Source organism: uncultured Henriciella sp., from assembly GCF_964005855.1.
Classification (GTDB): Bacteria; Pseudomonadota; Alphaproteobacteria; order Caulobacterales; family Hyphomonadaceae; genus Henriciella.
Genome location: NZ_CAXFSW010000001.1, coordinates 430,754 through 453,296 on the forward strand (window position 1 = coordinate 430,754; position 22,543 = coordinate 453,296).

The window sequence follows — 22,543 nt, forward strand, 5'->3', positions numbered from 1 at the left end:
ATCGCCCAGGTCAGCTCCATGCGGCGGGGTTATAGACGGAGGGCTGGGGGAGGGGGATGGAAATGGCGGGAGCGAGGGGGGCGCCATCGAAAGCGGAAAACAGGATTGACTTTATTCAACAGTTCAACGAATATTGAAATATGGATAAAGTGGACGCCCTGAACGCCTTCTCTGCCCTCTCTCAGGAGGGGCGTCTCGATGTGTTCCGCCTGCTGGTGCGGGCAGGGCCGGAGGGACTTGCCGCTGGCGCAATTGCCGAGGCTGTCGGCCGCGCGCCCAACACGCTTTCGGTGCAGCTTAATCTGCTCTCACAGGCCGGCCTGATTGAAAGCCGGCGCGAGGGGCGGTCCATCATCTATTCGGCAAGTTTCGACCGGGTGAGCGATCTCATCGTCTACCTGATGGAAGACTGCTGCGCCGGTGAGGCTTGCGTCGTGACGAGTGTGCAGGCTGCTGCTGAACGAACTCTCTATTGTAGCCCCGGCTGTGCCCCGGAGAAAGAAATCCTGTCATGAAACGCCTTCACATCCATGTCGCTGTCGATGACCTTGCCCGCGCCATCCCCTTCTATGAGACGCTGTTTGCGACCGCGCCAAGCGTGGTGAAGAACGACTATGCCAAGTGGATGCTGGACGATCCGCGGGTCAATTTCGCGATCAGTGCCCGCGGGGCGAAGGCCGGGGTGGAGCATCTCGGCATCCAGGTAGAGGACAGTGAGGAGCTCGCGGAGGTCTATGGCCGTCTCGAGCGTGCCGACGCGCCGGTGCTCGAGGAGGGCGAGACGGTCTGCTGCTATGCGCGCTCGGAGAAGAGCTGGGTGACCGATCCGGCGGGCGTGCCGTGGGAGGTTTTCCAAACCCATGGCGAGGCGGCCTCCTATGGCGGCGGCGTGGTCGCAGAGGAGGCGCGTCTCGCCGTGACGCCCACCGGGCGGCCAGAGGCGGCGTGTTGCGCACCGGCCCAGCCGTCTGCGTCTGCCAGCGCGTCCTGCTGCTAGGCGCAAGCCATGGGCAATTTTGAACGATACCTGTCGGTCTGGGTCGCGCTTGCCATTGTTGCGGGGATCGCGCTTGGACAGGTGCTCCCCGGCGTCTTTGGCGCGCTGGCAGGCTTTGAGTATGCCAATGTGAACTTCGCGGTCGCGATCCTCATCTGGGCGATGGTCTGGCCGATGATGATCGGGGTGGATTTTTCATCATTGGCGCGGGCCGGTGAAAAGCCGAAAGGCCTCATCATCACGCTGGTGGTCAACTGGCTGATCAAGCCGTTCACCATGGCGGCGCTGGGGGTTTTCTTCTTCCGTTATGTGTTTGCAGGTCTGATCCCGGACGCGGACGCAGAGGGTTATATTGCAGGCCTTATCCTGCTGGGCGCGGCGCCCTGCACGGCCATGGTTTTTATCTGGTCACAGCTCACGCGCGGGGACCCGAACTACACCCTCGTGCAGGTCAGTGTGAATGACGCGATCATGGTGGTGGCCTTCGCACCCATCGTGGCGTTTTTGCTGGGCGTTACCGACATCATCGTGCCGTGGGAAACGCTGCTCCTGTCGGTCGCGCTCTATGTCGTTGTGCCGCTGATTGCGGGGATCGCCGCGCGGCAGCTATTAAAGGCACGGGGCGGGGGTGCAGCGGTCGATGGATTCATCGAGCGGGTGAAACCGGCCTCCGTGCTCGGCCTGCTGCTGACGGTGGTGCTGCTCTTTGGCTTTCAGGGCGAGGTGATCCTGTCTCAGCCTCTGGTCATCGCCTTGATCGCCGTGCCGATCCTGATCCAGTCCTATGGCATGTTCGCGCTCGCCTATGGGGCGGCCTGGGCGCTGAAAGTGCCGCACAGCATCGCCGCGCCCTGCGCACTGATCGGCACGTCGAATTTCTTCGAGCTGGCCGTTGCTGTCGCGATCTCCCTCTTTGGGCTGAATTCCGGCGCGGCGCTGGCGACCGTTGTCGGTGTCCTGGTAGAGGTGCCGGTCATGCTGTCGCTGGTCGCGCTCGCCAACCGGACGAAGGGGGCGTTTGCGGAGGCGGCCGAATGATCGTCATTCACCACAATCGCGACTGCGGCACCTCCCGCAATGTGCTCCGCCTGATCGAGGCGACCGGTGAGCCATTTGAAGTGGTGGACTATCTCAGAGAGGGGTGGACGCGCCCGCAGCTCCTCGGCCTGTTCGCGGCCGCCGGACTGACGCCGCGCGCGGCCCTCAGGGAAACAAAGTCGCCCGCCGAAGCGCTCGGCCTGCTGGACCCGGCTGTTGACGAAGAAAAGATCATGGCGGCGATGCTGCAGCACCCCGTTCTGGTGAACCGCCCAATCGTCTGTTCTCCGCTCGGCGTGCGCCTTTGCAGGCCTAGTTCGAGCGCGATCGATCTGCTGCCAGTTCTGCCGGGACGGGTAATCTATGATGAGAGCGGCGAGGTCCTGTTCGCGCCCTGACGTGAACAGGTGACGAAGGTGCGGCTGTCGCCCCGCGCTTCGGCAAAGGCCGCGTCGAGGCGGCCAAGATAATGAAACAGCGTCCGCCAGTGCCGCACCGGCACCCGCATCAGACAGCTCCATATGATCGGAAGGGTCAGCTCCATGTAGACGAGGGCTGGGGAGGAGATTTACGATTTTTACCCCCGCTGTCTCCACGCTTGCCACTGGGTAGGTATAGGAATGGTGAGCAATGACTGCAAAAAGAATGAAACATGAACATTGACGAGTTTGCTCCCTCGTCGTATTCTACTTCCGCGAGCGAATCGGATTCTCTTCGGATCTGAAAGTTGGCGACCTGCAGTTCCTTCGGCCGCGCAGCCCAAGCGCCCGTCACGAACACGCGAGCATGTTGTTCGGTGGATTGGCGAAGTAGGGTTGTGTCTAACGAGGAAGGTGGGTCAGGTGGCCCAATGTGTAGCTATGGAAATGAGGGCCATGTACCAATTTTCAGAACGGCGGGCCATCCGAGGCTGCGCGCGGGCAAATGTTTGTTCATGATTTGTTCTTCGTGTTTGGAGGGCATTGAACTGGGCTTTCAGTCGCTCTAAAATTGAGATTGCCGGAGGCGTCGAATTTCGCTTGGACTTTCGCATGGATCGGGTTCACACCCAATCTGAAAGTTGGCGACCTGCAGTTCCTTCGGCCGCGCAGCCCAAGCGCCCGTCACGAACACGCGAGCATGTTGTTCGGTGGATTGGCGAAGTAGGGTTGTGGCTCCCCTCACCTTACCTAGCGCTACACGCAATTTCCGCTAATCGGTAAGTATGAATACGCTGGATCGTCTCTTCGCCAAACAATCACTTTTAGATGCATGGGAAGAACACAAGGCTTCGTTCCCTAAGCGAACGCTATCAGGTGTCGACGGCATTACACGCACAGACTTTGCCAATACAATCGAGCAACAAGTCGCCGACATATCCGAACGCGTACGCTTCAAGGCATTTGGGTTCAGCAAGCTGAGGCCGATAGCTATTCCAAAGGAGAACGGCGGAATTCGGCTGATAAACGTGCCGACGATCCGAGATAGGTTTGTACAAAAGGTTCTGGTCAGATTTCTGTCTGAGCAATACGGAGAAAGCTGGAAAGTACCCTCTAGTTTCAGTTCTTTGAAAGGGACTGGGGATGGTGTTCAGAACTCCCTCGAAACGGTGAGGAAACTGCTCAAGCCAACTGACTTTGTGATCCGTGCCGACCTCTCGAAGTACTTCGACACCATAGACCGACCTCAAATGCGCGAAGTAATAAAGAGCAAGGTTCGGCATAGATCACTTCATGAGTTGCTTTTTGGCGCTTTGGCTTGTGAAACAGCTATCAGGAGCGGCGAAGAAAAAGCGATTTTTCAGAAAGCTGGTCTAAAAGCGGGCTGCGGTATTCGGCAGGGGATGCCTCTTTCTCCGATCTTCTCTTATCTCTTTCTATTAAATGTTGATCGGCAAGTGGAAGGAGGATTCCATCGATACGTTGACGACCTTCTTTTCTTCGGTGCAGACAAGCTCACAGTTGAGAGCCACTTTCAGGCTTACCGAGCCGCTGTTACGAAGCGTGGGCTTCGAGTCCACGAGATGGGCACCCCAAAGGAAAAGCCCAAGACGGTATTGATTGGGCCGCGCAACAATTTTGACTTCTTGGGGATCAAGCTTGTGCGAGCCGGGCCTGGCGCCATTCGGTTCGAAATTCCGCCCACTTCGAGAAAACGAATTGAAACCGAAGTGCTGGAGGCGTGTGAGATAGATCTCGGAGATGCTCGAAAGCAAAAAAATTGGCTTCTGACTTCAGCGAACAAGGCAAATAATCTAGTTCGAAACTACCGCGGTGCTTATGGCTTCTGCAGCGACTGGCCCCAATTCGAGAAGACGTTGAAGCAACTTCAATTGGCCATGTGTCGGCGTATTGTCGCGCAGCTTTCACATGCGGAAAAGAGAGCTTCGGCCGATACGCTTTTGCGACTTTTTGGCATTTAGTGAGGTCCTATTGCCCCTCCCGCCGCCAGGCCAGCAACAGGAAAGCCAGAATAGCCAGCACCGCCAGGAGTCCCGGCAGTAGCGGCATGGAGGTGGAGCTGCGGACGGCATAGGCGCCTCTTTCTCGCAGGCCTATCCAGCTGTTGCCGGAGGCGTTGGCATTCTGCCCGACGCGGCGGATGTCCGGCGGGCTGGCGCCGGGGCGGGGCAGTTCATAGACGCCGCCGCCGGTCGCCGCTGAGAGGGGGGCGAGCACCTCGCCTGTGGCCTCGAGCGAGGCGTATTCCTTGGGGTTGGCGGGGCCGTTGAGGGCGACGGCTTCGAGGCCGCCCGCCTCTGCGCGGAAAAGGCCGAGCTGGTCTATGGCAAGCTCTGCGGTGAACTCGCCCGGGCCGGTCTCAGTCCAGCGGGGGGTGAGGGTTTCGCCGTCCGGGGTCTCCACAGACAGCGCCGGGGCGGTGTCCGACAGGGTGCGCAGGCGTGCGCGCATCGTGTCGCCCTGCGCTTCGAGCAGGAGCTGGCGCTCTTCAAGTTCGGGCTCTTTCATCAGCCAGTGGACGGTGCGCCGGATCAGTTCGGAAAAGGGGCCGCCGCCATCATAGCCGCGCGCCCAGAGCCAGACCTGGCCCGAGAGGATCTGCGCGACGCGGCCTTCGCCCACCCTGTCGACCACGAGGAGCGGATCGTCATTGCGGGCGGTCATCAGGACATCGCCGGCCTCCACCTCGGCATCAATATAGCGCACCCAGTCGCCCCAGGACTGGTCCGGCAGGGACTGGGTAATGGTGTGGCGCCGGCCCGTGTCGGAGAGCTTCGGCGTGAAGGCGCCGATATTGATGAGGCCGGTGGGCAGGGCAGGCAGCACGCTGGCGAGCGGCGTATTGGCGAGGCTGGCGGGGCCGGCAAAGTCCTCGCCCGCCGCGATAAGCAGCGCGCCGCCATCGGCGACATAGCGCGCCATATTGGCGAGATAGGACATGGTGATGACGGTGCGCCGCTCATACTGGTCGAAGATGATGAGGTCGAACTCATCGAGCTTGCCTTCGAACAATTCCTCGGTCGGGAAAGCGATCAGCGCCATTTCCTCAAGCGGGGTGCGGTCTGTCTTGAAGGGCGGGCGCAGGATGGTGAAGTGGACGAGATCGACGGACGGGTCGGATTTGAGAAGGTCGCGCCAGGCCCGGCCCGCCGCGTTTGGCTTGCCGGTGATGAGGAGGACGCGCAGGCGGTCGCGCACGCCAGAGAGGGTGGCGGCGGTGCGGTTATTGGCGAGGGTCAGCTCCTGCTCGCCGGGCGGGGTCTCGACGACGAGGATATTGTCACCGCGCCGCTCAATCTCGACCGGCAGCGGGGTGTCGGCTCCCGTTTCGACGGTGATCTGCCGGGTTTCGCCGCCATTCAGGGAAAAGCTGACAATGGCCTGCGGACTCGCCGGGTCATCGACGCGCACAACGAATTCGGCCTCCTCACCGACAATGCCGAAATCGGGCGAGCGCACGAGCGAGATGCGCCGGTCGCCGCTATCGGGGTCACCGGTGATCAGGCTGTGAATGGGGCCGAGCTGTTCAAGGCGGGACAGGTCGTCCGGGACATCATGGACCTGCCCATCGGTGACAAGGACGGTGCCGGCGATCCGGTCGCGCGGGACATCGGCCATCAGACCTTCGAGCGAGGCAATGAGGCTGGTGCCGTCCGCATTGGAGCTGGTTTCGGCGAACCGGACTTCGAGGCTTTCATCGGCGTCCATGTCGGCGCGCAGTTTCTCAAGCGCGGCGTCGGCGATGGCATCGCGCTCGCCAAAGCTCATGCTTTCAGAGCGGTCCACCACGATGGCGGCGACCGAGGGCAGCGGGTCGCGTTCCTCGCGCACATAGGCGGGGTTGGCGAGCGCGGCGGCCAGCGCGGTCAGGGCGGCAGCGCGGGTGAGCCAGGCGCGGCCGCGCCAGCGCAGATAGGCGATGTAGGATAGCGCGCAGACCGCCAGCAGCGCCCAGAGGAGCGGCCAGCCCAGAAGCGGGTCGAAAGAGATGCGTCCAGCTTCGATCATTCCGGCTCCACCCCTTCGGGCCGCTGGAGCATTTCCTCAATGCGGGCCGGGCCGTCCTGATCGTCGTCCTCGCCGCCTTCGCCGAGGCGTTCAAGCAGGGCGGGCAGGTGGACCTGGTCTTCCTTATAGTTGCCGGTCAGCACGTACATGATGAGGTTCACACCAAAGCGGCTGGCCATTTCGCGCTGCTGGTCACCGCCATCGACGCTGAGCAGGGGGCGGCCCCTGTCATCGACGGCCCAGGCGGCGAGATAGTCGGCATCGCCGATGATGAGGCCGGAGACACCGTCGCCGCGCCGGTTGGCCGGCTGGCCGGCGCCGGCAGAGGTCTCGATCCAGAGCTGGCGGTTCTGGTAGCGACCGGGGAAACCGTCGATGAGATAGAAGCTGCGGGTGAGGACATGGTCCTGGCTGACAGGCTGGAGGGGCGGGGTGTCGAGGCCGGGCAGCACGCGGTCGAGGTCTGCGAAACTGTCGCTGCCGGCGATATCACCGCCCCGGCGCGTGTCGATGAAGAGCGCGCCGCCATTGCGCAGATAGTCATTGAGGCGTTCGACGGCGCGGGAGCTGAGCGGCGCGGCGCCCTCTGGCAGGGCGAGCGCGATCATCGGATAGACATCAAGCGCGTCGGTTTCCGGGTCCACGGCGTGGGGTTCGGCCGGTTCGACCGAGGTGCGCTGGGTCAGCACCATGGAGAGGCCGCGCAGGCCGGCGCGTGTGATGCGGTCGACCTCAGCGCTGCCGGTCTCGATATAGGCAAGGCGCATGTCGAGCGCCGCTTCCATCGCCTTGTCGATCTCGCCGGTCTGCTGGATTTCCGTGCCATAGCTGGGCGCGATGGCGTAGCTGTTGGGGGCGGGCTGGGTGTTGAACTGCTGGGCGCTGGCCGGGTCGCGGGCAAGCGGGGCTGCGGCGAGGGCGGTGATGATGAGGGCAGCAGCCGCGCTGCTGCGGCCAAGGCGCGGCAGGCGGCCTGCAATGGCAAGCGCGATGATGAGGTCAAGCGCGACGAGAAGGCCTGCGAGCCCGAGGAGAAGGCCGCCGAGACGCATGGTCCGGGCTTCGGCGTCGCCGAGGAGTTCGGTACCCGCCGGCCAGCTGGTCATCAGGGCGGGCGCGGCGTCCTTGCCGGCATTGATGGCGCGCGTGCCGGACGGGCCGCGATAGAGACCCGGCGGGTGGGCTTCGGTCGGGGTGATGTCTGCAAACTCACCCGCGTCGACCGGCGAGGCGTTCGGGCCGGGGCTGACGAGGCGGCCAAAGCCGTTGACGACGATGTCAGGCGTATAGGTGCCTTCGGTTTCCTGCGCCGTTTCTCCGCGCCCTGCGGCGATGGCGCGGCGCAGCATCTCCACGAAGGTGCCGGAATAGGGGAGGTCCGACCAGTCCGGGCCTGCCGTCACATGGAAAAGGACCAGCATGCCCTCACCACGGCTGGCGGCAGTGACGAGCGGCGAGCCATCCTGCAGGCGGGCCCAGGTGCGGCTCGCAAGCTCCGGGTCTGGACGCGCGAGGACCTGCTGGCGGATCTTGATGTCGGAGGGGGCAGAGAGGCCGGCGAAGGGAGAGGTTTCGGGATAGCTGCCGATGCTCTGCGGCTCTTCCCATGTCAGCGCGCCGCCAACAGCGCGCGAGGAGCGGCGCAGCGGCGTGGGCACAAGCGCATCTGCCTGAGCCGCAAGGCGCGGGCCTGCAAAGCGGATGAGCGCGCCGCCATCCTCTACCCAGGTGGCCATCTTCTCTTCAAGCTCTGGGGCGAGCTGGCCGACATCGGTCATGATGATGGCGTCCGGATCGGCGGCGATCAGCTCTTCAATCGAGCCATCGGTGATATGCGCGAAGGGCTGAAGCGCCTTGCGCACATAGTTCATGTCGGAAAGGAGCGGCTGGGAGGTGGATTCGCCCGAGACAAGCCCGACCCTGCGGGACCGGTCCGCTGAATCCCAGAGCCAGATACTGCCCGCGCTCGGCACGCCGGTAATGGCAAAACGCTCCACACGGGCGAGCGCGGCAGCGGGCACGTCGAAGCGCGCCAGTGTGGTGGTCTCGCCCGCCCCAAAGCTGGCGTTTGCGGTGGCGAGGGCGGCGCCGTCCAGTGTCAGCGCGGAGACATAGGTCTCGGCGGCCTCGTCCACGTTGACCCGCTGGAGGGTGAGAGTGGCGCCATTGGCATCCGAGCCGAGCGCGCTGATCGCAAACGGCCCGCGCGGCGGGGCGGCATAGACGCTGAGCGGCGCGCGCTCTGCGAGAGCGGCGGCAAACGCCTCTGCGCCTTCAGACTGAAGCCCGTCGCTGACCCAGAGAATGCGGCCGGGCTGGAGGTCCGACTCTTCGAGGCGCTCAAGCGCGTCCGCCCGGTCAACCGGCCATGAGAGAGGGTCAAGCGAGCTGATGCGCGCGGAAAGCTCTGTCCGGGAGAGGCGCTGAGCCGGGTCCATGTTGAGGCTGCGCGGCGCCGTCAGCAGAAGATGGGCGGCCGTGTCGCGCCCGGCGCTGTTGAGCGCGCCAGAGGCCGCCGCGCGCATCTCGCTCCAGCGGGGCGCGCTCGTCCAGCCATTGTCCATGACGATGAGGACCGGGCCGCCTGCCTCGCCGCTGGCCTTTGCGCCGGGGGCGTAGATCGGCTTGGAAAGGCCGGCAATGATGGCGGCAGCCGCCAGAAGACGCAGGAGGAGGATCCACCAGGGCGTGCGGGCGGGGGTTTCGTCCTCTGGCTGGACATCGTCAAGCAGGCGCAGCGATGGCAGGGCGGCGTCCTGCGGGGCGGGCGGTGTCGCGCGCAGGACGAACCAGATCACCGGCAGGGCGAGAAGACCGAGAAGCGCCAGCGGCGCGCCGAAGAGGAAGGGGCCAAGCGTCACAGGCGCGCCCCGAATGTTTCAAAGGCCTGTTTCAGACCGGCGGCGCCTAGCGCGATATCGCTGCCGGTGGAGTGGCGCACATATTGCCAGCCGAGACTGGCGGCGAGCGCTTCCATGCGGGCGGCCTGTTCGCGGTAGCGGGCAAGATAGGTTTCACGGATGCTTTCGGCCCGGCCGAAGATGCGCGACATGGCTTCGCCCGGACGGGAGAAGCGGACGCGTCCCTGCCAGGGGAAGTCTTCTTCTATCGGGTCCGAAAGGGACAGAAGGATGCCTTCCTTTGAGGCGCGCGCCAGCGGGGCGAGACGTTCGCGCCAGACCTCCACCGGGTCGTAGAAGTCGCTGGCAATGGTGAAGATGGCGCGGGCGCGCGGCGGGGGCGGAAAGGTCTGGCTGGCGGGATTGGTCAGGTCTTCGCCCAGCTTGTCGGCGGCGGCCTTGCCGAAGCTGGCATTGCGCCCGCTGCCAAGGACGCCGATCCGTTCACCTGCCTTGGATAGAAGAAGCCCATTGGCGAGCATCATGATGCGCGCGGCATCTGCCTTGGTGTGCCGGGCGGGCGCGCCGGTCCAGTCGAACCCCTGATGCGGATCGCACCAGAAGAGGATGGTCCGCGCGGTCTCCAGCTCTGTCTCGCGCACAAAGACGTCGTCGCCGCGTGCGGAGCGCCGCCAGTCGATGCGCTGGGCGGTGTCTTCCTGCGAATAGTGGCGGTACTGCCAGAACTGTTCGCCCGTGCCGGCCCGCTTGCGGCCGGCTGCGCCGAGATGGGCAGCGTCGGCGGCACGGGCCTTGAGGTTGAGGCCGGGCAGGCTGCGGGCGACCTCTTCAGCTTCGGCTCTCAGGGCATCAGGCGCCATCGACAGACACCTCTTCAGTGCAGGTGAGGGCGGCATCGAATTTGGCACGCCAGGCCGTGGGCGCGGCGGAGGCATCCGTACGCTCGCTCAGCCGGTCCTGTTCGCCAAGGCCTGCTTCGGCCTCGACCCCGGCAAGAAAGCCGCGCGCCTCTTCTGATTCCTCTTCGATGCTGGCAATGCTGAGATTGACCCCTTCGCGGGTCGACCAGGCATGAAGGACCTCGACATTCGCTGCATCGAGTTCAGCGCGCACAAGCCGGCGATCCGAGGCGCTGAGGCCGGTTCCGCCGACCTCGAGGGCGAGCTGGGCGCGCTGGATGGTGCGGTAACAGTCGGCAAGCGCATCGCCGGACGGCATGCCGGGGTCGCGCTCGCAGCCCGCCATAAGGATGGCGCCGAGGGTCAGGCCTGCGGCCAGACGGCCAAGCTGTGGCGCGGCAGCCTGCATATCAGCCTGTCGTTCTGGCGAGATCTTCGATGAGCGCGCGCATGGTGGGCGCCTGCCCCGTCGGGTCGTAGCGCATGGCCATGCGGTGGCCGAGGCAGGGCTCTGCAAGCGCTTCGACATCTTCGAGCGATGGCGCGAGCCGGCCGCGCAGCAGCGCACGGGCGCGGCAGGCCAGCATCAGGGCCTGACCGGCGCGGGGCGACGGGCCCCAGTCGACATAGCGTTTGACGCGCTCGTCAGAGCTTTGTTCGGGCCGTGCTTCGCGCACCGTCGCAAGGATGGCGGCGAGTACTTTTTCGCCCACCGGCATCTGGCGGACGAGGCGCTGAAGGCTCATCAGCTCTTCGCCATTGATGGCCGGATTGACGGCGGTATCGGAGAGGCCGGTCGTCTGCACCAGAATCTGGCGCTCGGTGTCGAGGTCGGGATAGCTGACATCGATCTTGAGAAGGAAACGGTCGAGCTGGGCTTCGGGCAGGGGGTAGGTGCCTTCCTGCTCGATCGGGTTCTGCGTGGCGAGGACATGGAAAGGCGCGGGCAGGTCATGACGCACGCCCGCGACGGTGACATGGCGTTCCTGCATGGCCTGCAGCAGGGCAGACTGGGTGCGCGGCGAGGCGCGGTTGATCTCGTCCGCCATCAGAAGCTGGGTGAAGATCGGCCCTTTGATAAAGCGGAAGCTGCGTTCGCCGGTAGATCCTTCGTCCAGAACTTCCGAGCCGAGGATATCCGATGGCATGAGGTCCGGTGTGAACTGGATGCGCTGGGAGTTGATGCCGAGCGCGGTGCCCATCGCTTCAACCAGTCGGGTCTTGGCAAGGCCGGGCGCGCCGATCAGCAGTGCATGACCGCCAGCAAGGATGGCAGAGAGGGCAAGTTCGATCACGCGGTCCTGACCGTAGACGGCTTTCGCGATCTCGGCTTTGACCTTTTCCAGCGTTTCGCCAGCCGCTTCGGCCTCCTGCACAACCGCGTCATTATCGTCTGCCATGAGGTCTCCGTCTTTGCTCCGGCCCAGTTCAGACCTACGTCTAGGCAAAATGATGGCGGAGCGCGACGTGAAATCCAATGAAAACACTGCAATCAGCCTGGACGATCTGCTGAAAGTGATCGCGCCGGACCCGAGCGGCCGGAAACTGCCCCCCGTGGAGAAGTGGTCGCCGGAGCGCTCGGCCGATATCGATATGGAAATCCGCGCCGATGGCAGCTGGTGGCATGAGGGCGGGCGAATCAATCGCCAGAAGCTGGTGAAACTGTTCTCCACCATCCTGCGCAAGGATGAGGACGGCTCGTTCTGGCTGGTGACGCCTTATGAAAAAGTCGTGGTCCATGTCGAGGATGCGCCTTTCATCGCAACGCGCGTGGACCGGGCCGGTGAGGCAGGCGAGGATCAGACTCTGGCCTTTGTGACCAATCTCGGCGATGTGGCGATTGCAGGGCCGGACCATCCCTTGCGGATCGAGACCGACCCGCAGACGCTGGAGCCCTCGCCCTATATTCTCGTTCGCGGACGTCTGGAGGCAAAGCTGGCGCGGCCTGTCTTCTATGAGCTGGCTGAGATGGCCGTGCCGTCGCCTGAGGATGAAACCCGCCTCGGTGTCTGGTCGAACGGCATGTTCTTCGATATCGGGCCGGCTGAGGGCTGAATCTGAATGGCATTTGTCGATCTCGAAGACTTTCTGGGGCGTGCGCGCCTGCGGCTTGACCCCGTCGAGGGTGAGGAGCGCCTGTCCGAAGGCGGCGATATCGAGTTTCTCGATGCCGACGGGATTGCAAATATCCGCCGCGCCGCCGTTCTGGTGCCGATCATTCCGCGCCCGGCGGGCCCTGTCACCCTGCTGACCCATCGCCCGCAGACGATGAAGACCCATGCCGGGCAGGTGGCCTTTCCGGGCGGCAAGGTCGATCCGGTCGATGCCGACGAGATCGAGGCGGCCCTGCGTGAGGCGCAGGAGGAAGTGGGCGTCGACCCGGACAATGTCGACCTGATCGCGCGCGGGGCGCCCTATATTACCGGGACAGGCTTTCGCATCGTTCCGGTGGTCGGTGTGCTGCCGGCAGACTTTGTCCCGCAACCGGACCCGGTGGAGGTGGACAGCGTCTTCGAGACGCCGCTCTCCTTCCTGATGAAGGCGGCCAATCACCAGCGCCAGCAGACACGCTGGAAGGGGCAGCTGCGCCACTATTATGAAATGCCCTATGAAGGCCACCGCATCTGGGGCGTGACGGCCGGGATCATACGGGGTTTATATGAGCGCCTTTACGAGGCCGGAGAGGAGGCTGCATGACCTACCGGATCATCTTCCAGCTCGTTCTGTTCCTGCTGCCCTTCCTGGCCTATGGTGTCTGGCGGCTGGCCCGGCAGGAAGCCATTGAGGAAGGCCGCAAGCCGTGGCCGATCACAATCCTGTTCGCTGTCGGTGCTGGTCTCGCGGTGCTTGCCTGGATCGTCCTGATCTTTGTTGACCGGGGCGGGCGCGATACCTGTATCCAGCGGGCCTATACCGACCCTGAAACAGGCCAGATCGTGAAGGCGCGCGAGGTGCCCTGCGAGAAACACCGGGAGGATCTTGGCCTGCCGGCAAACCGCGACCCGGGCAGCCGCGCCCGCGGCCTTGGCGGAAGTGATCCGGCCGGACCGAACACCGCGCCCGGCCCGCGTGACCCCGAGGCACGGATCAATGACGAGGACCCGGCAGAAGACGGGCCCGAAAACGAGATTACCGAGCCCCAATGACAAGTTTGAAGACAACAGAGTGGATCGGCGCGCCCGAAACCCGCGCCGTTATCGCTGCGCTTGAAGCCGCAGAGGCCGGGAGTGCCCGCTTTGTCGGCGGCTGCGTGCGCAATGCGCTGATGGGCAAGCCGGTGGACGACATCGATATTGCGACACGGCTGGAGCCCGAAGCGGTGGTTGCGGCGCTGGAGGCGGCCGGTATCCGCGCCATTCCGACCGGGATCGAGCATGGTACGATCACGGCGGTCGAGAACAGCAAGCCGTTCGAGATCACCACGCTGCGCCGGGACGTCGAGACCGATGGCCGCCGGGCCGTTGTGGCTTTCACGCGCGACTGGGCCGAGGATGCGGCGCGCCGCGACTTCCGTCTGAACGCGCTCTATGCCGAACCGGACGGGACGCTGCATGATCCGACAGGTGGCGGGCTGGAAGATGCGGCCACGGGCCGGGTCATCTTTATCGGTGACGCCGATACCCGGCTTCGCGAGGACTATCTTCGTATCCTGCGCTTCTATCGCTTCAATGCCTGGTATGGCGCCGGGATCGACCCTGAAGGCCAGGCTGCCTGCGCGCGTCAGAAGGATGGCCTGCACCAGATCGCGGTGGAGCGGATCTGGAAGGAGCTGCGCAAATTACTGGCCGCACCGGACCCGACCGAGGCGGTGAACGCCATGGCAGAGAGCGGCGTGCTGGGCCTTCTCTTGCCGGAATGCACAACGCTGGACGGGCTGCATGACCTCCGGGTGAGCGAGACGCTGGCGGGTGTGGGAGCCGACCCGATGCTGCGGCTGATGGCGCTGATCGACCGTAGCGCACCATCGGTCATGGCTGTGTCAAAGCGTCTGCGTCTGTCCAATGCAGAGGCAGACCGCCTGACCATGTGGGCGGCCGACAATCTGCCGGCAATCCCGGGCATGACTGGCGCGGAGCTTCGCCGGACCCTCTACTGGCACGGCAAGCAGGCCGTCGTGGACCGGGCGCTGACCTCTGGTGACAATGTGCGCGACCATCTCTTCGCCATCCGCGCCTGGAAGCGGCCTGAATTCCCGGTGGGCGGAGACGATGCGCTGGCGGCGGGCCTTGAAGGGCCTCAGATCGGCAAAGTCCTACGCGCGCTGGAAGAATGGTGGATGGAGCAGGACTTCCAGCCGGAGCGGGAGGAATTGCTGTCTCGGATGGCGAAAAGGTCCTGATTGCACGCCTTGCGCGATCTTGTTATAACCTGCGTTGCAACGACGGGGTTCGCGATGGTTGAGCGCAAGAAAGATAAGGGCGTTAGAGAAACGGGGGCAGCCCCGATCACACCGCCTGTGTCGGCCAGCATGAAAGTCCGGAAGGTCGGCAATTCTCTTGGGGTGATCCTGCCGCGCGACCTGCTCATGGCACTTGGCGTGGAAGAGGGCGATACAGTGGATGTCGTTCAGACCGAGGATGGCCGGATCGAGCTTGCGGCAGTGGACCGTGAAGCAGATGACCTCATGGACATGGCTGAAGAGATCATGGCCGAGAACCGCGCCGTCCTGCGCGCGCTTGCCAAATGAGCGAGCCGCGCTGGCTCGACAAGTCCTTCATCTTGCGAGTTCATGACCGACAGCTGGAGCTGCATGGCGGCGCACGTGGACTTAGAGATGAAGGGTTGCTGGACAGTGCTCTTGCCCGGGCGCTGAATGCCTATGGCTATGGTGAGAGCGACACGTGCATGCTCGGTGCGCTCTACGGTGCCGGGATTATCCAGAACCACCCATTTGTCGATGGCAACAAGCGGACCGGCTATGTCGCCTGTCTTACCTTCCTGCGGGCAAACGGCTTCAGTCTGACTGCGCCCATGGCAGAGCGTCTGGCATGGACGCTGATGCTGGCAGCCGGTGAGATCGGACACGCGGAATATGCCGACTGGCTGCGCGCCAATGCCCTGCCGGTCTAGTTCGCGATCACGATATAGGTGTTGAGATAGGCCGCGAAGCAGACCCAGGCGAGGTAGGGGACCTGCAGGATGCCGGCGATGATTGAGTGGCGGTTGAAGGCGCGAATCATCAGCACGATCAGAAGCAGCAGGATCGCAATGATGATGAGGGCGATCAGCGGCGACTGAAAGCCGAAGAAGACCCAGCTCCAGGACAGGTTCACCGCAAGCTGCGTGAAGAAGAGGCCGAAGGCGGCGCTGGCGCGGGCGAAGGATTTTGCCTTGAGCCGCACGATGATCGCGCCAAAGGCCATGAGCGTGTAGAGAATCGGCCAGACAATGGCGAAGGCCCGGTCAGGCGGATTATAGGGCGCCTTGTCCAGCGCCGCATACCAGGGGTCCTGACTGCCGCCGGAGACCAGTCCGCCAAGGGCGGCGACGGCGACGGTCAGCACGATCACCGCCAGGATGATGGGCCACGGGCTGTTCTTGCTGGAATGCTCTGTCTCGGTCATTTTGCTGTCATAACAGGGCGCTGGGGGCGGGTCACGGCCATTTTACGACCGGCGGCATGGAAGACAGGATGGAATTGACGTTTCCGCCCGTCTTCAGTCCGAATGTCGTGCCGCGGTCATAGAGGAGGTTGAACTCCACATAGCGCCCGCGCCGGACAAGCTGCTCCTCGCGCTCATCCTCATTCCAGCTTTCCTTCATGCGCCGGCGCACAAGCTGCGGATAGATGTTCCGGAAGGCGCGGCCGACATCCTGTGTGAAGGCGAAATCGGCCTCCCAGTCACCTGTATTGTGGCGGTCATAGAAGATGCCGCCCGTACCGCGCGGCTCATCGCGGTGGGCGAGGTGGAAGTATTCGTCGCACTGCTGTTTGAACTGCGGATAGTAGGCCGGGTCATGGCGGTCGCAGGCCTCTTTCAGCGCCGCGTGGAAATCCACCGTATCGGGAAAGTCCGGCTCTCTCTGATAGGTCAGGAGCGGGGTGAGGTCTGCGCCGCCGCCAAACCAGCTCTCACTGGTCACCAGCATGCGCGTATTCATGTGTACGGCGGGCACGCGCGGATTGCGAAGGTGGGCAATGAGCGAGATGCCGGAGGCCCAGAAGCGCCCGCCGGACTTGTCGGCGCCGGGGATCTGCGCGCGGAAGGCTTCGGAAAAGTCACCATAGACGCAGGAGACATGGACGCCGACTTTCTCGAAGAGCTTGCCCTTCATGATCGCCATCGTACCGCCGCCAAGGTCTTCGCTGCCATCGCCGCGCGTCCAGGGGGTGCGCATGAAAGTCGCCGGTTCCCCGCTATAGAGCGGGGGCTGGGCTTCCCTCTCGAGGGCTTCGAAGCTTTCGATAATCTCGCCTTGCAGGGCTTCAAACCAGGTCCGGGCCCTGGTCTTGCGTGATTCGAGTTCGGTATCGGTCATGGGCTACCTTCCTTGCAGGGCGGGCATAAAGGAAGAGAGCGCTTGCGCAAACCGCCAGCCGCGTAACCTCTTTGCCGCACCTTGCTCTGGCCGGCTGCCCGCGCCGCTGCGTCGCATGGCTGACGCACATGTGCGCCTTGCAAAGCCCGTGCGCTCGCGCTAACCGCAGCGCAGATATATGCGGGGAGGCATAGTTTGCGGCGTTGCGCCGCAATGATTTTCCGCCCCGTTAATGTATGCATCTCGGAGAAATCCTTGGCCAGAGGACTGGAAGAGTGAGCGACGCGCAAACCACACCACACGAGACGATCGACGAGGATCGTCGCGATTTCATTCACATCGCAACGGCTGCCACAGCCGTGGCTGGCGCGGGTGCGCTGGCATATGTCTTCATCGATCAGATGAATGCAGCGAGTGACACCAAGGCGGCATCCAGCCTCGATGTTGATGTCTCCAAGGTGCCGCTGGGCGGAGAAATCCGCGTCCTGATCGGCGGCAAACCTTTCTTCATCCGTCACCGTACGCCTGAGGAAATCCGCGAGGCCGAAGCGGTCGACGTGTCCAGCCTGCGCGATCCGCAGACCGACGACGAACGCCTTGTGCCGATGCAGAATGGTGAGCTCAACCGCGCCATCCTCGTGACCTCGGGCAGCTGTACCCACCTCGGCTGTGTGCCGGTCGGTCCAGCCCAGGGCAATACAGGTGACTTTGGCGGCTGGTACTGCCCGTGCCATGGCTCGCACTACGACACCTCAGGCCGCATCCGCCGCGGACCCGCTCCGGCGAACCTTCCGGTTCCGGACTATAACTGGGTCAGCCCGGCCGTGATTAACATTTCGCTTTAAGGAAGAGGACGTAACAAAGCCATGAGCGGACATGCCTCTACATACGAGCCGAAGACCGGCTTCACGAAATGGCTCGATTCGCGCCTGCCGGTTGTCCGGCTGGCCTATGACAGCTTCGTCGACTTCCCGACGCCGAAAAACCTGAACTACTGGTACACGTTTGGCGGCATTCTGGCGGTCTGCCTGATGACGCAGATCCTGACCGGTGTGGTTCTTGCCATGCACTATACCGCGAGCGTCGATAGCGCGTTCGCGTCAGTCGAGCGGATCATGCGCGATGTGCCTTATGGCTGGCTGATCCGCTACATCCACGCCAATGGCGCATCGATGTTCTTCCTCGCGGTCTACATCCACATGTTCCGCGGCCTCTATTACGGCTCCTACAAGGCCCCGCGCGAGATTCTCTGGATTCTCGGTGTGGTCATCTTCCTTCTCATGATGGGTACGGCCTTCCTTGGTTATGTGCTGCCATGGGGGCAGATGTCCTATCACGGCGCAAACGTGATCACTGGCCTCATCGGTGCCGTTCCGGTTGTTGGCGACAGCATCAAGGCCTGGCTCATGGGCGGCCCGTCCATCGGCAACCAGACGCTCCAGCGCTTCTTCTCGCTGCACTATCTGCTGCCATTCATGATCGCCGGTGTCGTCGTCCTTCACATCTGGGCGCTGCACGTGCCGGGCAACAACAACCCGACTGGGGTCGAGCCCCGCAAGGATCCGGAAGGCCTCAAGCAGGACACGGTTCCTTTCCACCCCTATTATACGGTGAAGGACGGCTTCGCGATCGTGGTCTTCCTGATCATCTTCGCCGCTTTCGTCTTCTACATGCCGAATGTGCTGGGTCATGCCGATAACTATATCGAGGCAAACCCGCTGGTGACGCCCGCGCACATTGTGCCGGAATGGTATCTGCTGCCCTTCTACGCCATCCTGCGCGCCATCACCTTCAATATCGGTCCGATCGACGCGAAACTGCTCGGTGTCATCGCGATGTTCGGCTCGATCGCCATCCTGTTCTTCCTGCCTTGGCTGGACACGTCGAAGGTCAAATCGATGCGCTACCGTCCGGTGGCCCGTCAGTTCTTCTTCGGCTTCGTCGTGGCAGGCCTGCTTCTGGGCTGGTGCGGCGCGTCCAATCCGGACGATCCGATCATCCCGATGGGCTCCGACAAGCTGGTCGTCAGCTATGAAGACGCCAATGGCAACACGGCGAGCCAGACCTATGAAGAGTATGAGGCTGCTGCCGAATTCCGCGAACAGAAGATGGCCGAAGGTGTGGATGCAACCATGACAGTGGACAAGGCGCCGGCCTTCCGCTTCGTGCACCTCGCCCAGCTGCTGACGCTCTACTATTTCGCCTACTTCCTGGTGATCCTGCCGCTTCTCGGCCTGCGCGAGAATCCGAAGGATGAGCCGGCTTCAATCCACAAGGCAGTGCTCGGTCACGACCGCGCTGCCCCGGCCCCTGCCGAATAAGAGGTCAAAGCACATGAAATTCCTGCGTTTTATCTCTGCTGGTCTCGGTGCGGCTGCAATCGCTGCGTCGGCCCACGCCGCTGGCGGTGCACTGCATGCGCACGAGCCTGAAGGTGGCTGGGCCTTCGAAGGCCCGGTTGGCGAGCTTGATATGGCCAGCGTCCAGCGCGGCTATCAGGTGTATCGCGAGGTCTGCTCCTCGTGCCACTCGATGCGCCTTATGAGCTATCGTAATCTCGGTGAGCCGGGCGGCCCGTTCTACGATCCGGAATATCCGAATGCGAACAACAACCCGCTGGTGAAATCCTTCGCGGCCCAGGATGAAATCCTGAGCACGGAGCCGAATGATGTCGGCGATTATGATTATCGTCCGGCTCGCACCTCGGATACGTTCAAGTCGCCCTATCCAAATGCGGCAGCGGCCCGCGCGGCCAATGGCGGCGCACTTCCGCCAGACCTGTCGGTGATCACCAAGGCCCGTCATGGCGGCGCCAGCTATATCTACAGCCTGCTGTCCGGTTATCCGTCAGAGGATGCCTTCAGCACGCGTGAGGTTCCTGTCGAAGAGGTGGAGCCTGCTGAGTCCGAAGCCGAGGCGGAAGGCGACGGTGCTGAAGCAGCCGAAGCCGGTGAGGCCGAAGCGGCTGAAATGGCCGGTGCTGAAGGCGAAACCGCCGCTGGTGAAGGCGAAACCGAGACGGCCGATGCCGAAGAGGCTGCCCCGGCCCGCACCGAGACCGAGACGGTCATCGATGTGTCCGCGGTTGAGGCGCTTCACCATGGCGGCGGCCATTATGAGGGCGAACTCGTCCAGCCGGTTGGCCAGTACTACAACCCGTATATGTCTGGCGACACCACGGCCCAGTGGCGCGGCGACCCGCGGCATACCCCTCCGGGTGGCTTCCTCGCCATGCCGCCGCAGCTCTCCGATGGCCGCGTCACCTATATGGATGGCACCGAGGCGACCGTTGAGCAGATGGCGAAGGATGTTGCCAACTTCCTGCAATGGGCCGGTGAGCCCAAGCAGAGCCAGCGCAAGTCCACCGGTCTTGCCGTGATGATCTATCTGCTGATCTTCGCGGTCCTGCTCTGGTTCTCGTTCCACCGCATCTGGCGGAACGTCGAGCACTAGGCCGCAGGCCCCCGCGACAGCATCGTGGAAACCAGATTGACCATCCGCTCAGCTAGGCTGGCGGATGGTCTTTTGATTCATGAGCTGACGCAGGCGATCTGGTCCGGCCGGGTTTCCATCGAATCGACTGTGTTCAGGGAAACGCCTGAGACAGTCGCCGCGCAGATCGCTAAAGGGGGGCCGTCGTCCTTGAGGATGAAGGTGAGCCGATTGGGGCGGGCCGCTTCGTCTTTGTGCCGCCGCCCATATCAGGGAAGAACCGCTGGATCGAGATAAAGCGGATTGGCGTCCTGCCTGAGCGCCAGAAGGCAGGGCTGGGGCGGATGATCCTGACGGCGCTGGAGGCAGCGGGGCGCGAAGCGGGCGCGGAAGGCGCGCAACTTGCCGTGCGGACCGATCAGCCCCGGCTGGTCGATTACTATCTCGCCTGCGGTTATGCGCTGGCGGGGGATGTCATGCTGACGACGCCAAACCCGCGTTCACCTGAACCAACGGGCATGCGCAAATGGTTCCGGCGGGCCTAACCGTCCGCGAAGCGGTGGCGGAGCGACTGGACGCCCGAATAGACGCCATAGGCGCCGATGGTCGCGCTCGCCGCGATGAAGAGGGGCAGGCCGAAGGATTGGTGTCTTATCCAGCCGAGTGTGGCCGCGAGCCCCTTCACATCGGATGCGTCTGCGTTCGAGGCGCCGATGATCAGGAATATGCCGATCAGGCCGAAGAGAATTCCGCGCCCGGCAATACCGAATTCAATGACCGGTTTGATCTTTTGCACCCATCCTGAAAGGTCGAGGCTTTTCTTCCACTGGTCAGAGTGGGTGCGCCAGACCTGGGCAATGCCGATGCCGATCAGGGCGAGGCCGCCAAGCCCGACAAGCCAGGCGCCGAAGGGCTGTTCCATCAGCCACTTTGCGGTCTCCTCTGTCTTGCCGCCGCCCCCGCCATCATTGGCGTCAATGGCAACGGCCCCCGCGGCAAAACCGACAAGGGCATAGCTGGTGCCGGAGGAGACCATGCCGAGGCGCGCGAGGATGCCTTTTGCGTCATTGCCCTGTCCGTCGGTATCGAAGGCGGCCTGCTGGTAGCGCCAGAGTGCGTAGAGAAAGAGGCCGGCCGCAAGGGCCATGAGAAGAACACGACCGCCCATTGTGGCCTCGATCATGCGAAAGGCTTCGCCGGGTGTGGCGCCATCATCCTGCTCACTCGTGAAGGCGCCCTTCAGAAGCAGGAAGCAGACGGCGAAATAGACGAAGGCACGTGCGCCGAGGCCGATCCGGGCGAGGGCACCCGAGACCGGGCGGGGTGTGTCTGACGCGCTCATGATGCAATGACGCGCGGCACAGCGCATGCGTTCCCGTGCCGGGCCGGCGACAGCGCTTGATTTAAAGGGGGCAGACTGCTTTCAGCCTAAGGCAGACAGTCAGGAGTTTGAGACTATGAGTGAATGGGTCATCGGCGTTATCGGCGGCTCCGGCCTCTATGAGGTGGACGGATTTGAGGACAGGCAGACGCGGCACGTCGAAACGCCATGGGGTGAGCCGTCGGATGAGCTGGTGACGGGGCGGATCGGCGATGTGCGCTTTGTCTTTCTGCCGCGCCACGGACGGGGCCACAGGCTGACGCCGAGCCATGTCCCTTACCGCGCGAATATCGACGCGCTGAAGCGGGCAGGCTGCACCGACGTGCTGTCCATCTCGGCCTGCGGATCGCTGCGCGAACGCTATGCGCCGGGCGACTTTGTCATGGTGGACCAGTTCATTGACCGCACTTTTGCACGCGAGAAGAGCTTCTTCGGGCCGGGCATGGTTGCGCATGTTTCCATGGCAGACCCTGTCTGCGAGCGCCTCTCGCAAATCGCGGGCGATGCAGCCGAAGCGGCCGGCGTCACGGTGCATCGCAGCGGCACCTATCTCGCCATGGAAGGCCCGCAATTTTCCTCGCGCGCCGAGAGTTTCCTCTATCGCCAGTGGGAATGCGACGTCATCGGCATGACCAATATGCCTGAAGCCAAGCTCGCCCGGGAAGCCGAACTGCCCTATGCGACCATGGCGATGGTGACCGATTATGATTGCTGGCATGACACCAGCGAGGCGGTCTCGGTGGCCAATGTGCTGGAGATCATGAAGTCGAACACGGCGGCCGCGAAAAAGGCGCTGGCGGAACTGGCGCGCGCGCTTTCCGGGGTGCCGCGCACGGCGTCTCCGCAGGCGATCGAGACCTGCCTGGACTATGCGCTGATTACTGCGCCGGATGCGCGCGATCCCAATCTTCTGCGCAAGCTGGACGCGGTGGCCGGGCGGGTGCTCTGAGGCGGGTCATAGACGGTGTATGGGCGGTGTCCTGACGGTGCACGGGCGGTGTTTCGCC

The 22,543-nt window shown here is 63.4% G+C and carries 23 protein-coding genes and 1 pseudogene; 16 read left to right on the top strand and 8 right to left on the bottom strand.

The genetic code is table 11. The features are described 5' to 3' along the window. The first annotated feature begins 140 nt into the window (after positions 1-140). The 5 genes from ABNU55_RS02050 to ABNU55_RS02070 all read left to right on the top strand — a co-directional run bounded on the left by ABNU55_RS02050 (position 141) and on the right by ABNU55_RS02070 (position 4,436). Positions 141-515, top strand: coding sequence for a metalloregulator ArsR/SmtB family transcription factor (locus ABNU55_RS02050; protein ID WP_290749132.1), 375 nt, complete (start codon positions 141-143; stop codon positions 513-515). Continuing rightward, a complete protein-coding gene (locus ABNU55_RS02055; protein ID WP_290749130.1) occupies positions 512-997 on the top strand; it encodes an ArsI/CadI family heavy metal resistance metalloenzyme in 486 nt (161 codons plus the stop codon). Before ABNU55_RS02050 ends, ABNU55_RS02055 begins: the two co-directional genes overlap by 4 nt. 9 nt (positions 998-1,006) lie before the next feature. Continuing rightward, on the top strand, positions 1,007-2,035 hold the full coding sequence (gene arsB, locus ABNU55_RS02060; protein WP_290749128.1) for an ACR3 family arsenite efflux transporter: 1,029 nt from the start codon (positions 1,007-1,009) through the stop codon (positions 2,033-2,035). After that, on the top strand, positions 2,032-2,433 hold the full coding sequence (locus ABNU55_RS02065) for an arsenate reductase family protein (protein WP_290749126.1): 402 nt from the start codon (positions 2,032-2,034) through the stop codon (positions 2,431-2,433). Before arsB ends, ABNU55_RS02065 begins: the two co-directional genes overlap by 4 nt. Before the next feature lie 806 nt (positions 2,434-3,239). Continuing rightward, on the top strand, positions 3,240-4,436 hold the full coding sequence (locus ABNU55_RS02070; protein WP_290749121.1) for a reverse transcriptase domain-containing protein: 1,197 nt from the start codon (positions 3,240-3,242) through the stop codon (positions 4,434-4,436). Between the two features lie 7 nt (positions 4,437-4,443). Here ABNU55_RS02070 and ABNU55_RS02075 read toward each other — a convergent pair whose 3' ends face one another. The 5 genes from ABNU55_RS02075 to ABNU55_RS02095 are packed head-to-tail and all read right to left on the bottom strand — an operon-like array spanning position 4,444 to position 11,643. Next, positions 4,444-6,483 (bottom strand): hypothetical protein, encoded by a 2,040-nt coding sequence (locus ABNU55_RS02075; protein ID WP_348764205.1) that lies wholly within the window; start codon positions 6,481-6,483, stop codon positions 4,444-4,446. After that, positions 6,480-9,344 (bottom strand): DUF4159 domain-containing protein, encoded by a 2,865-nt coding sequence (locus ABNU55_RS02080; RefSeq protein ID WP_348764206.1) that lies wholly within the window; start codon positions 9,342-9,344, stop codon positions 6,480-6,482. The genes ABNU55_RS02075 and ABNU55_RS02080 overlap by 4 nt, the downstream gene beginning before the upstream one ends. Beyond that, positions 9,341-10,204 (bottom strand): DUF58 domain-containing protein, encoded by an 864-nt coding sequence (locus ABNU55_RS02085; RefSeq protein WP_290754356.1) that lies wholly within the window; start codon positions 10,202-10,204, stop codon positions 9,341-9,343. Before ABNU55_RS02085 ends, ABNU55_RS02080 begins: the two co-directional genes overlap by 4 nt. After that, a complete protein-coding gene (locus tag ABNU55_RS02090) occupies positions 10,194-10,652 on the bottom strand; it encodes a hypothetical protein (RefSeq protein ID WP_290754355.1) in 459 nt (152 codons plus the stop codon). The genes ABNU55_RS02085 and ABNU55_RS02090 overlap by 11 nt, the downstream gene beginning before the upstream one ends. A 1-nt stretch (position 10,653) precedes the next feature. Continuing rightward, entirely contained in the window at positions 10,654-11,643 is a 990-nt protein-coding gene (locus ABNU55_RS02095) for a MoxR family ATPase (protein ID WP_290754354.1), read from the bottom strand. Positions 11,644-11,710: 67 nt separating this feature from the next. Here ABNU55_RS02095 and ABNU55_RS02100 point away from each other — a divergent pair, with 67 nt between their 5' ends. The 6 genes from ABNU55_RS02100 to ABNU55_RS02125 are packed head-to-tail and all read left to right on the top strand — an operon-like array spanning position 11,711 to position 15,313. Beyond that, positions 11,711-12,298, top strand: coding sequence for a DUF1285 domain-containing protein (locus tag ABNU55_RS02100; protein ID WP_290754353.1), 588 nt, complete (start codon positions 11,711-11,713; stop codon positions 12,296-12,298). A 6-nt stretch (positions 12,299-12,304) separates the two neighbouring features. Continuing rightward, positions 12,305-12,940, top strand: a complete 636-nt coding sequence (locus tag ABNU55_RS02105; RefSeq protein WP_290754352.1) for a CoA pyrophosphatase — start codon at positions 12,305-12,307, stop codon at positions 12,938-12,940. Then, complete coding sequence (locus tag ABNU55_RS02110) at positions 12,937-13,389, top strand: hypothetical protein (RefSeq protein WP_290754351.1); 453 nt, start codon at positions 12,937-12,939, stop codon at positions 13,387-13,389. The genes ABNU55_RS02105 and ABNU55_RS02110 overlap by 4 nt, the downstream gene beginning before the upstream one ends. Next, positions 13,386-14,582, top strand: coding sequence for a CCA tRNA nucleotidyltransferase (locus tag ABNU55_RS02115; RefSeq protein ID WP_290754350.1), 1,197 nt, complete (start codon positions 13,386-13,388; stop codon positions 14,580-14,582). The genes ABNU55_RS02110 and ABNU55_RS02115 overlap by 4 nt, the downstream gene beginning before the upstream one ends. A 54-nt stretch (positions 14,583-14,636) precedes the next feature. Continuing rightward, positions 14,637-14,930, top strand: coding sequence for an AbrB/MazE/SpoVT family DNA-binding domain-containing protein (locus ABNU55_RS02120; RefSeq protein WP_290754349.1), 294 nt, complete (start codon positions 14,637-14,639; stop codon positions 14,928-14,930). Continuing rightward, the gene (locus tag ABNU55_RS02125) at positions 14,927-15,313 is read left to right on the top strand and encodes a type II toxin-antitoxin system death-on-curing family toxin (RefSeq protein ID WP_290754348.1); all 387 of its coding nucleotides are present in this window, start codon (positions 14,927-14,929) and stop codon (positions 15,311-15,313) included. Before ABNU55_RS02120 ends, ABNU55_RS02125 begins: the two co-directional genes overlap by 4 nt. Here the strand turns inward: ABNU55_RS02125 and ABNU55_RS02130 are convergent. Both ABNU55_RS02130 and hemF read right to left on the bottom strand, forming a co-directional pair. Then, positions 15,310-15,807: a TspO/MBR family protein gene (locus ABNU55_RS02130; RefSeq protein WP_290754347.1), complete on the bottom strand. Its 498-nt coding sequence runs from the start codon at positions 15,805-15,807 to the stop codon at positions 15,310-15,312. The genes ABNU55_RS02125 and ABNU55_RS02130 overlap by 4 nt on opposite strands. 31 nt (positions 15,808-15,838) lie before the next feature. Further along, on the bottom strand, positions 15,839-16,723 hold the full coding sequence (gene hemF, locus ABNU55_RS02135) for an oxygen-dependent coproporphyrinogen oxidase (RefSeq protein ID WP_290754346.1): 885 nt from the start codon (positions 16,721-16,723) through the stop codon (positions 15,839-15,841). A 275-nt stretch (positions 16,724-16,998) separates the two neighbouring features. Between hemF and petA the strand changes: the two genes are divergently transcribed. The 4 genes and pseudogenes from petA to ABNU55_RS02155 form a co-directional block, all read left to right on the top strand. Next, positions 16,999-17,568, top strand: a complete 570-nt coding sequence (petA, locus tag ABNU55_RS02140) for a ubiquinol-cytochrome c reductase iron-sulfur subunit (protein ID WP_290754345.1) — start codon at positions 16,999-17,001, stop codon at positions 17,566-17,568. Positions 17,569-17,589: 21 nt separating this feature from the next. Then, the gene (locus tag ABNU55_RS02145) at positions 17,590-19,044 is read left to right on the top strand and encodes a cytochrome b N-terminal domain-containing protein (RefSeq protein WP_290754344.1); all 1,455 of its coding nucleotides are present in this window, start codon (positions 17,590-17,592) and stop codon (positions 19,042-19,044) included. A 13-nt stretch (positions 19,045-19,057) separates the two neighbouring features. Continuing rightward, a complete protein-coding gene (locus ABNU55_RS02150; protein WP_290754343.1) occupies positions 19,058-20,176 on the top strand; it encodes a cytochrome c1 in 1,119 nt (372 codons plus the stop codon). Between the two features lie 191 nt (positions 20,177-20,367). Next, positions 20,368-20,700, top strand: a pseudogene (locus ABNU55_RS02155) (GNAT family N-acetyltransferase); the annotation flags it as partial. Here the strand turns inward: ABNU55_RS02155 and ABNU55_RS02160 are convergent. Then, on the bottom strand, positions 20,697-21,497 hold the full coding sequence (locus tag ABNU55_RS02160) for a DUF1206 domain-containing protein (protein WP_290754342.1): 801 nt from the start codon (positions 21,495-21,497) through the stop codon (positions 20,697-20,699). The pseudogene ABNU55_RS02155 and the gene ABNU55_RS02160 sit on opposite strands and share 4 nt — an antisense overlap. Positions 21,498-21,612: 115 nt before the next feature. Here ABNU55_RS02160 and ABNU55_RS02165 point away from each other — a divergent pair, with 115 nt between their 5' ends. Continuing rightward, positions 21,613-22,485 carry an S-methyl-5'-thioadenosine phosphorylase gene (locus tag ABNU55_RS02165; protein WP_290754341.1) on the top strand — a complete coding sequence of 291 codons (873 nt, stop codon included), beginning with the start codon at positions 21,613-21,615 and terminating at the stop codon, positions 22,483-22,485. Positions 22,486-22,543: the final 58 nt, after the last annotated feature.

Bases quoted from the DNA above. Each gene is read 5' to 3' on its own strand.
- ABNU55_RS02050 (WP_290749132.1), top strand. From the start codon at position 141: ATGGATAAAGTGGACGCCCTGAACGCCTTCTCTGCCCTCTCTCAGGAG.
- ABNU55_RS02095 (WP_290754354.1), bottom strand. From the start codon at position 11,643: ATGGCAGACGATAATGACGCGGTTGTGCAGGAGGCCGAAGCGGCTGGC.
- ABNU55_RS02165 (WP_290754341.1), top strand. From the start codon at position 21,613: ATGAGTGAATGGGTCATCGGCGTTATCGGCGGCTCCGGCCTCTATGAG.
- ABNU55_RS02105 (WP_290754352.1), top strand. From the start codon at position 12,305: ATGGCATTTGTCGATCTCGAAGACTTTCTGGGGCGTGCGCGCCTGCGG.
- ABNU55_RS02075 (WP_348764205.1), bottom strand. From the start codon at position 6,483: ATGATCGAAGCTGGACGCATCTCTTTCGACCCGCTTCTGGGCTGGCCG.
- arsB (WP_290749128.1), top strand. From the start codon at position 1,007: ATGGGCAATTTTGAACGATACCTGTCGGTCTGGGTCGCGCTTGCCATT.
- ABNU55_RS02110 (WP_290754351.1), top strand. From the start codon at position 12,937: ATGACCTACCGGATCATCTTCCAGCTCGTTCTGTTCCTGCTGCCCTTC.
- ABNU55_RS02065 (WP_290749126.1), top strand. From the start codon at position 2,032: ATGATCGTCATTCACCACAATCGCGACTGCGGCACCTCCCGCAATGTG.
- ABNU55_RS02150 (WP_290754343.1), top strand. From the start codon at position 19,058: ATGAAATTCCTGCGTTTTATCTCTGCTGGTCTCGGTGCGGCTGCAATC.
- ABNU55_RS02090 (WP_290754355.1), bottom strand. From the start codon at position 10,652: ATGCAGGCTGCCGCGCCACAGCTTGGCCGTCTGGCCGCAGGCCTGACC.
- ABNU55_RS02120 (WP_290754349.1), top strand. From the start codon at position 14,637: ATGGTTGAGCGCAAGAAAGATAAGGGCGTTAGAGAAACGGGGGCAGCC.
- ABNU55_RS02130 (WP_290754347.1), bottom strand. From the start codon at position 15,807: ATGACCGAGACAGAGCATTCCAGCAAGAACAGCCCGTGGCCCATCATC.
- ABNU55_RS02160 (WP_290754342.1), bottom strand. From the start codon at position 21,497: ATGAGCGCGTCAGACACACCCCGCCCGGTCTCGGGTGCCCTCGCCCGG.
- ABNU55_RS02055 (WP_290749130.1), top strand. From the start codon at position 512: ATGAAACGCCTTCACATCCATGTCGCTGTCGATGACCTTGCCCGCGCC.
- hemF (WP_290754346.1), bottom strand. From the start codon at position 16,723: ATGACCGATACCGAACTCGAATCACGCAAGACCAGGGCCCGGACCTGG.
- ABNU55_RS02115 (WP_290754350.1), top strand. From the start codon at position 13,386: ATGACAAGTTTGAAGACAACAGAGTGGATCGGCGCGCCCGAAACCCGC.
- ABNU55_RS02125 (WP_290754348.1), top strand. From the start codon at position 14,927: ATGAGCGAGCCGCGCTGGCTCGACAAGTCCTTCATCTTGCGAGTTCAT.
- ABNU55_RS02145 (WP_290754344.1), top strand. From the start codon at position 17,590: ATGAGCGGACATGCCTCTACATACGAGCCGAAGACCGGCTTCACGAAA.
- ABNU55_RS02070 (WP_290749121.1), top strand. From the start codon at position 3,240: ATGAATACGCTGGATCGTCTCTTCGCCAAACAATCACTTTTAGATGCA.
- ABNU55_RS02085 (WP_290754356.1), bottom strand. From the start codon at position 10,204: ATGGCGCCTGATGCCCTGAGAGCCGAAGCTGAAGAGGTCGCCCGCAGC.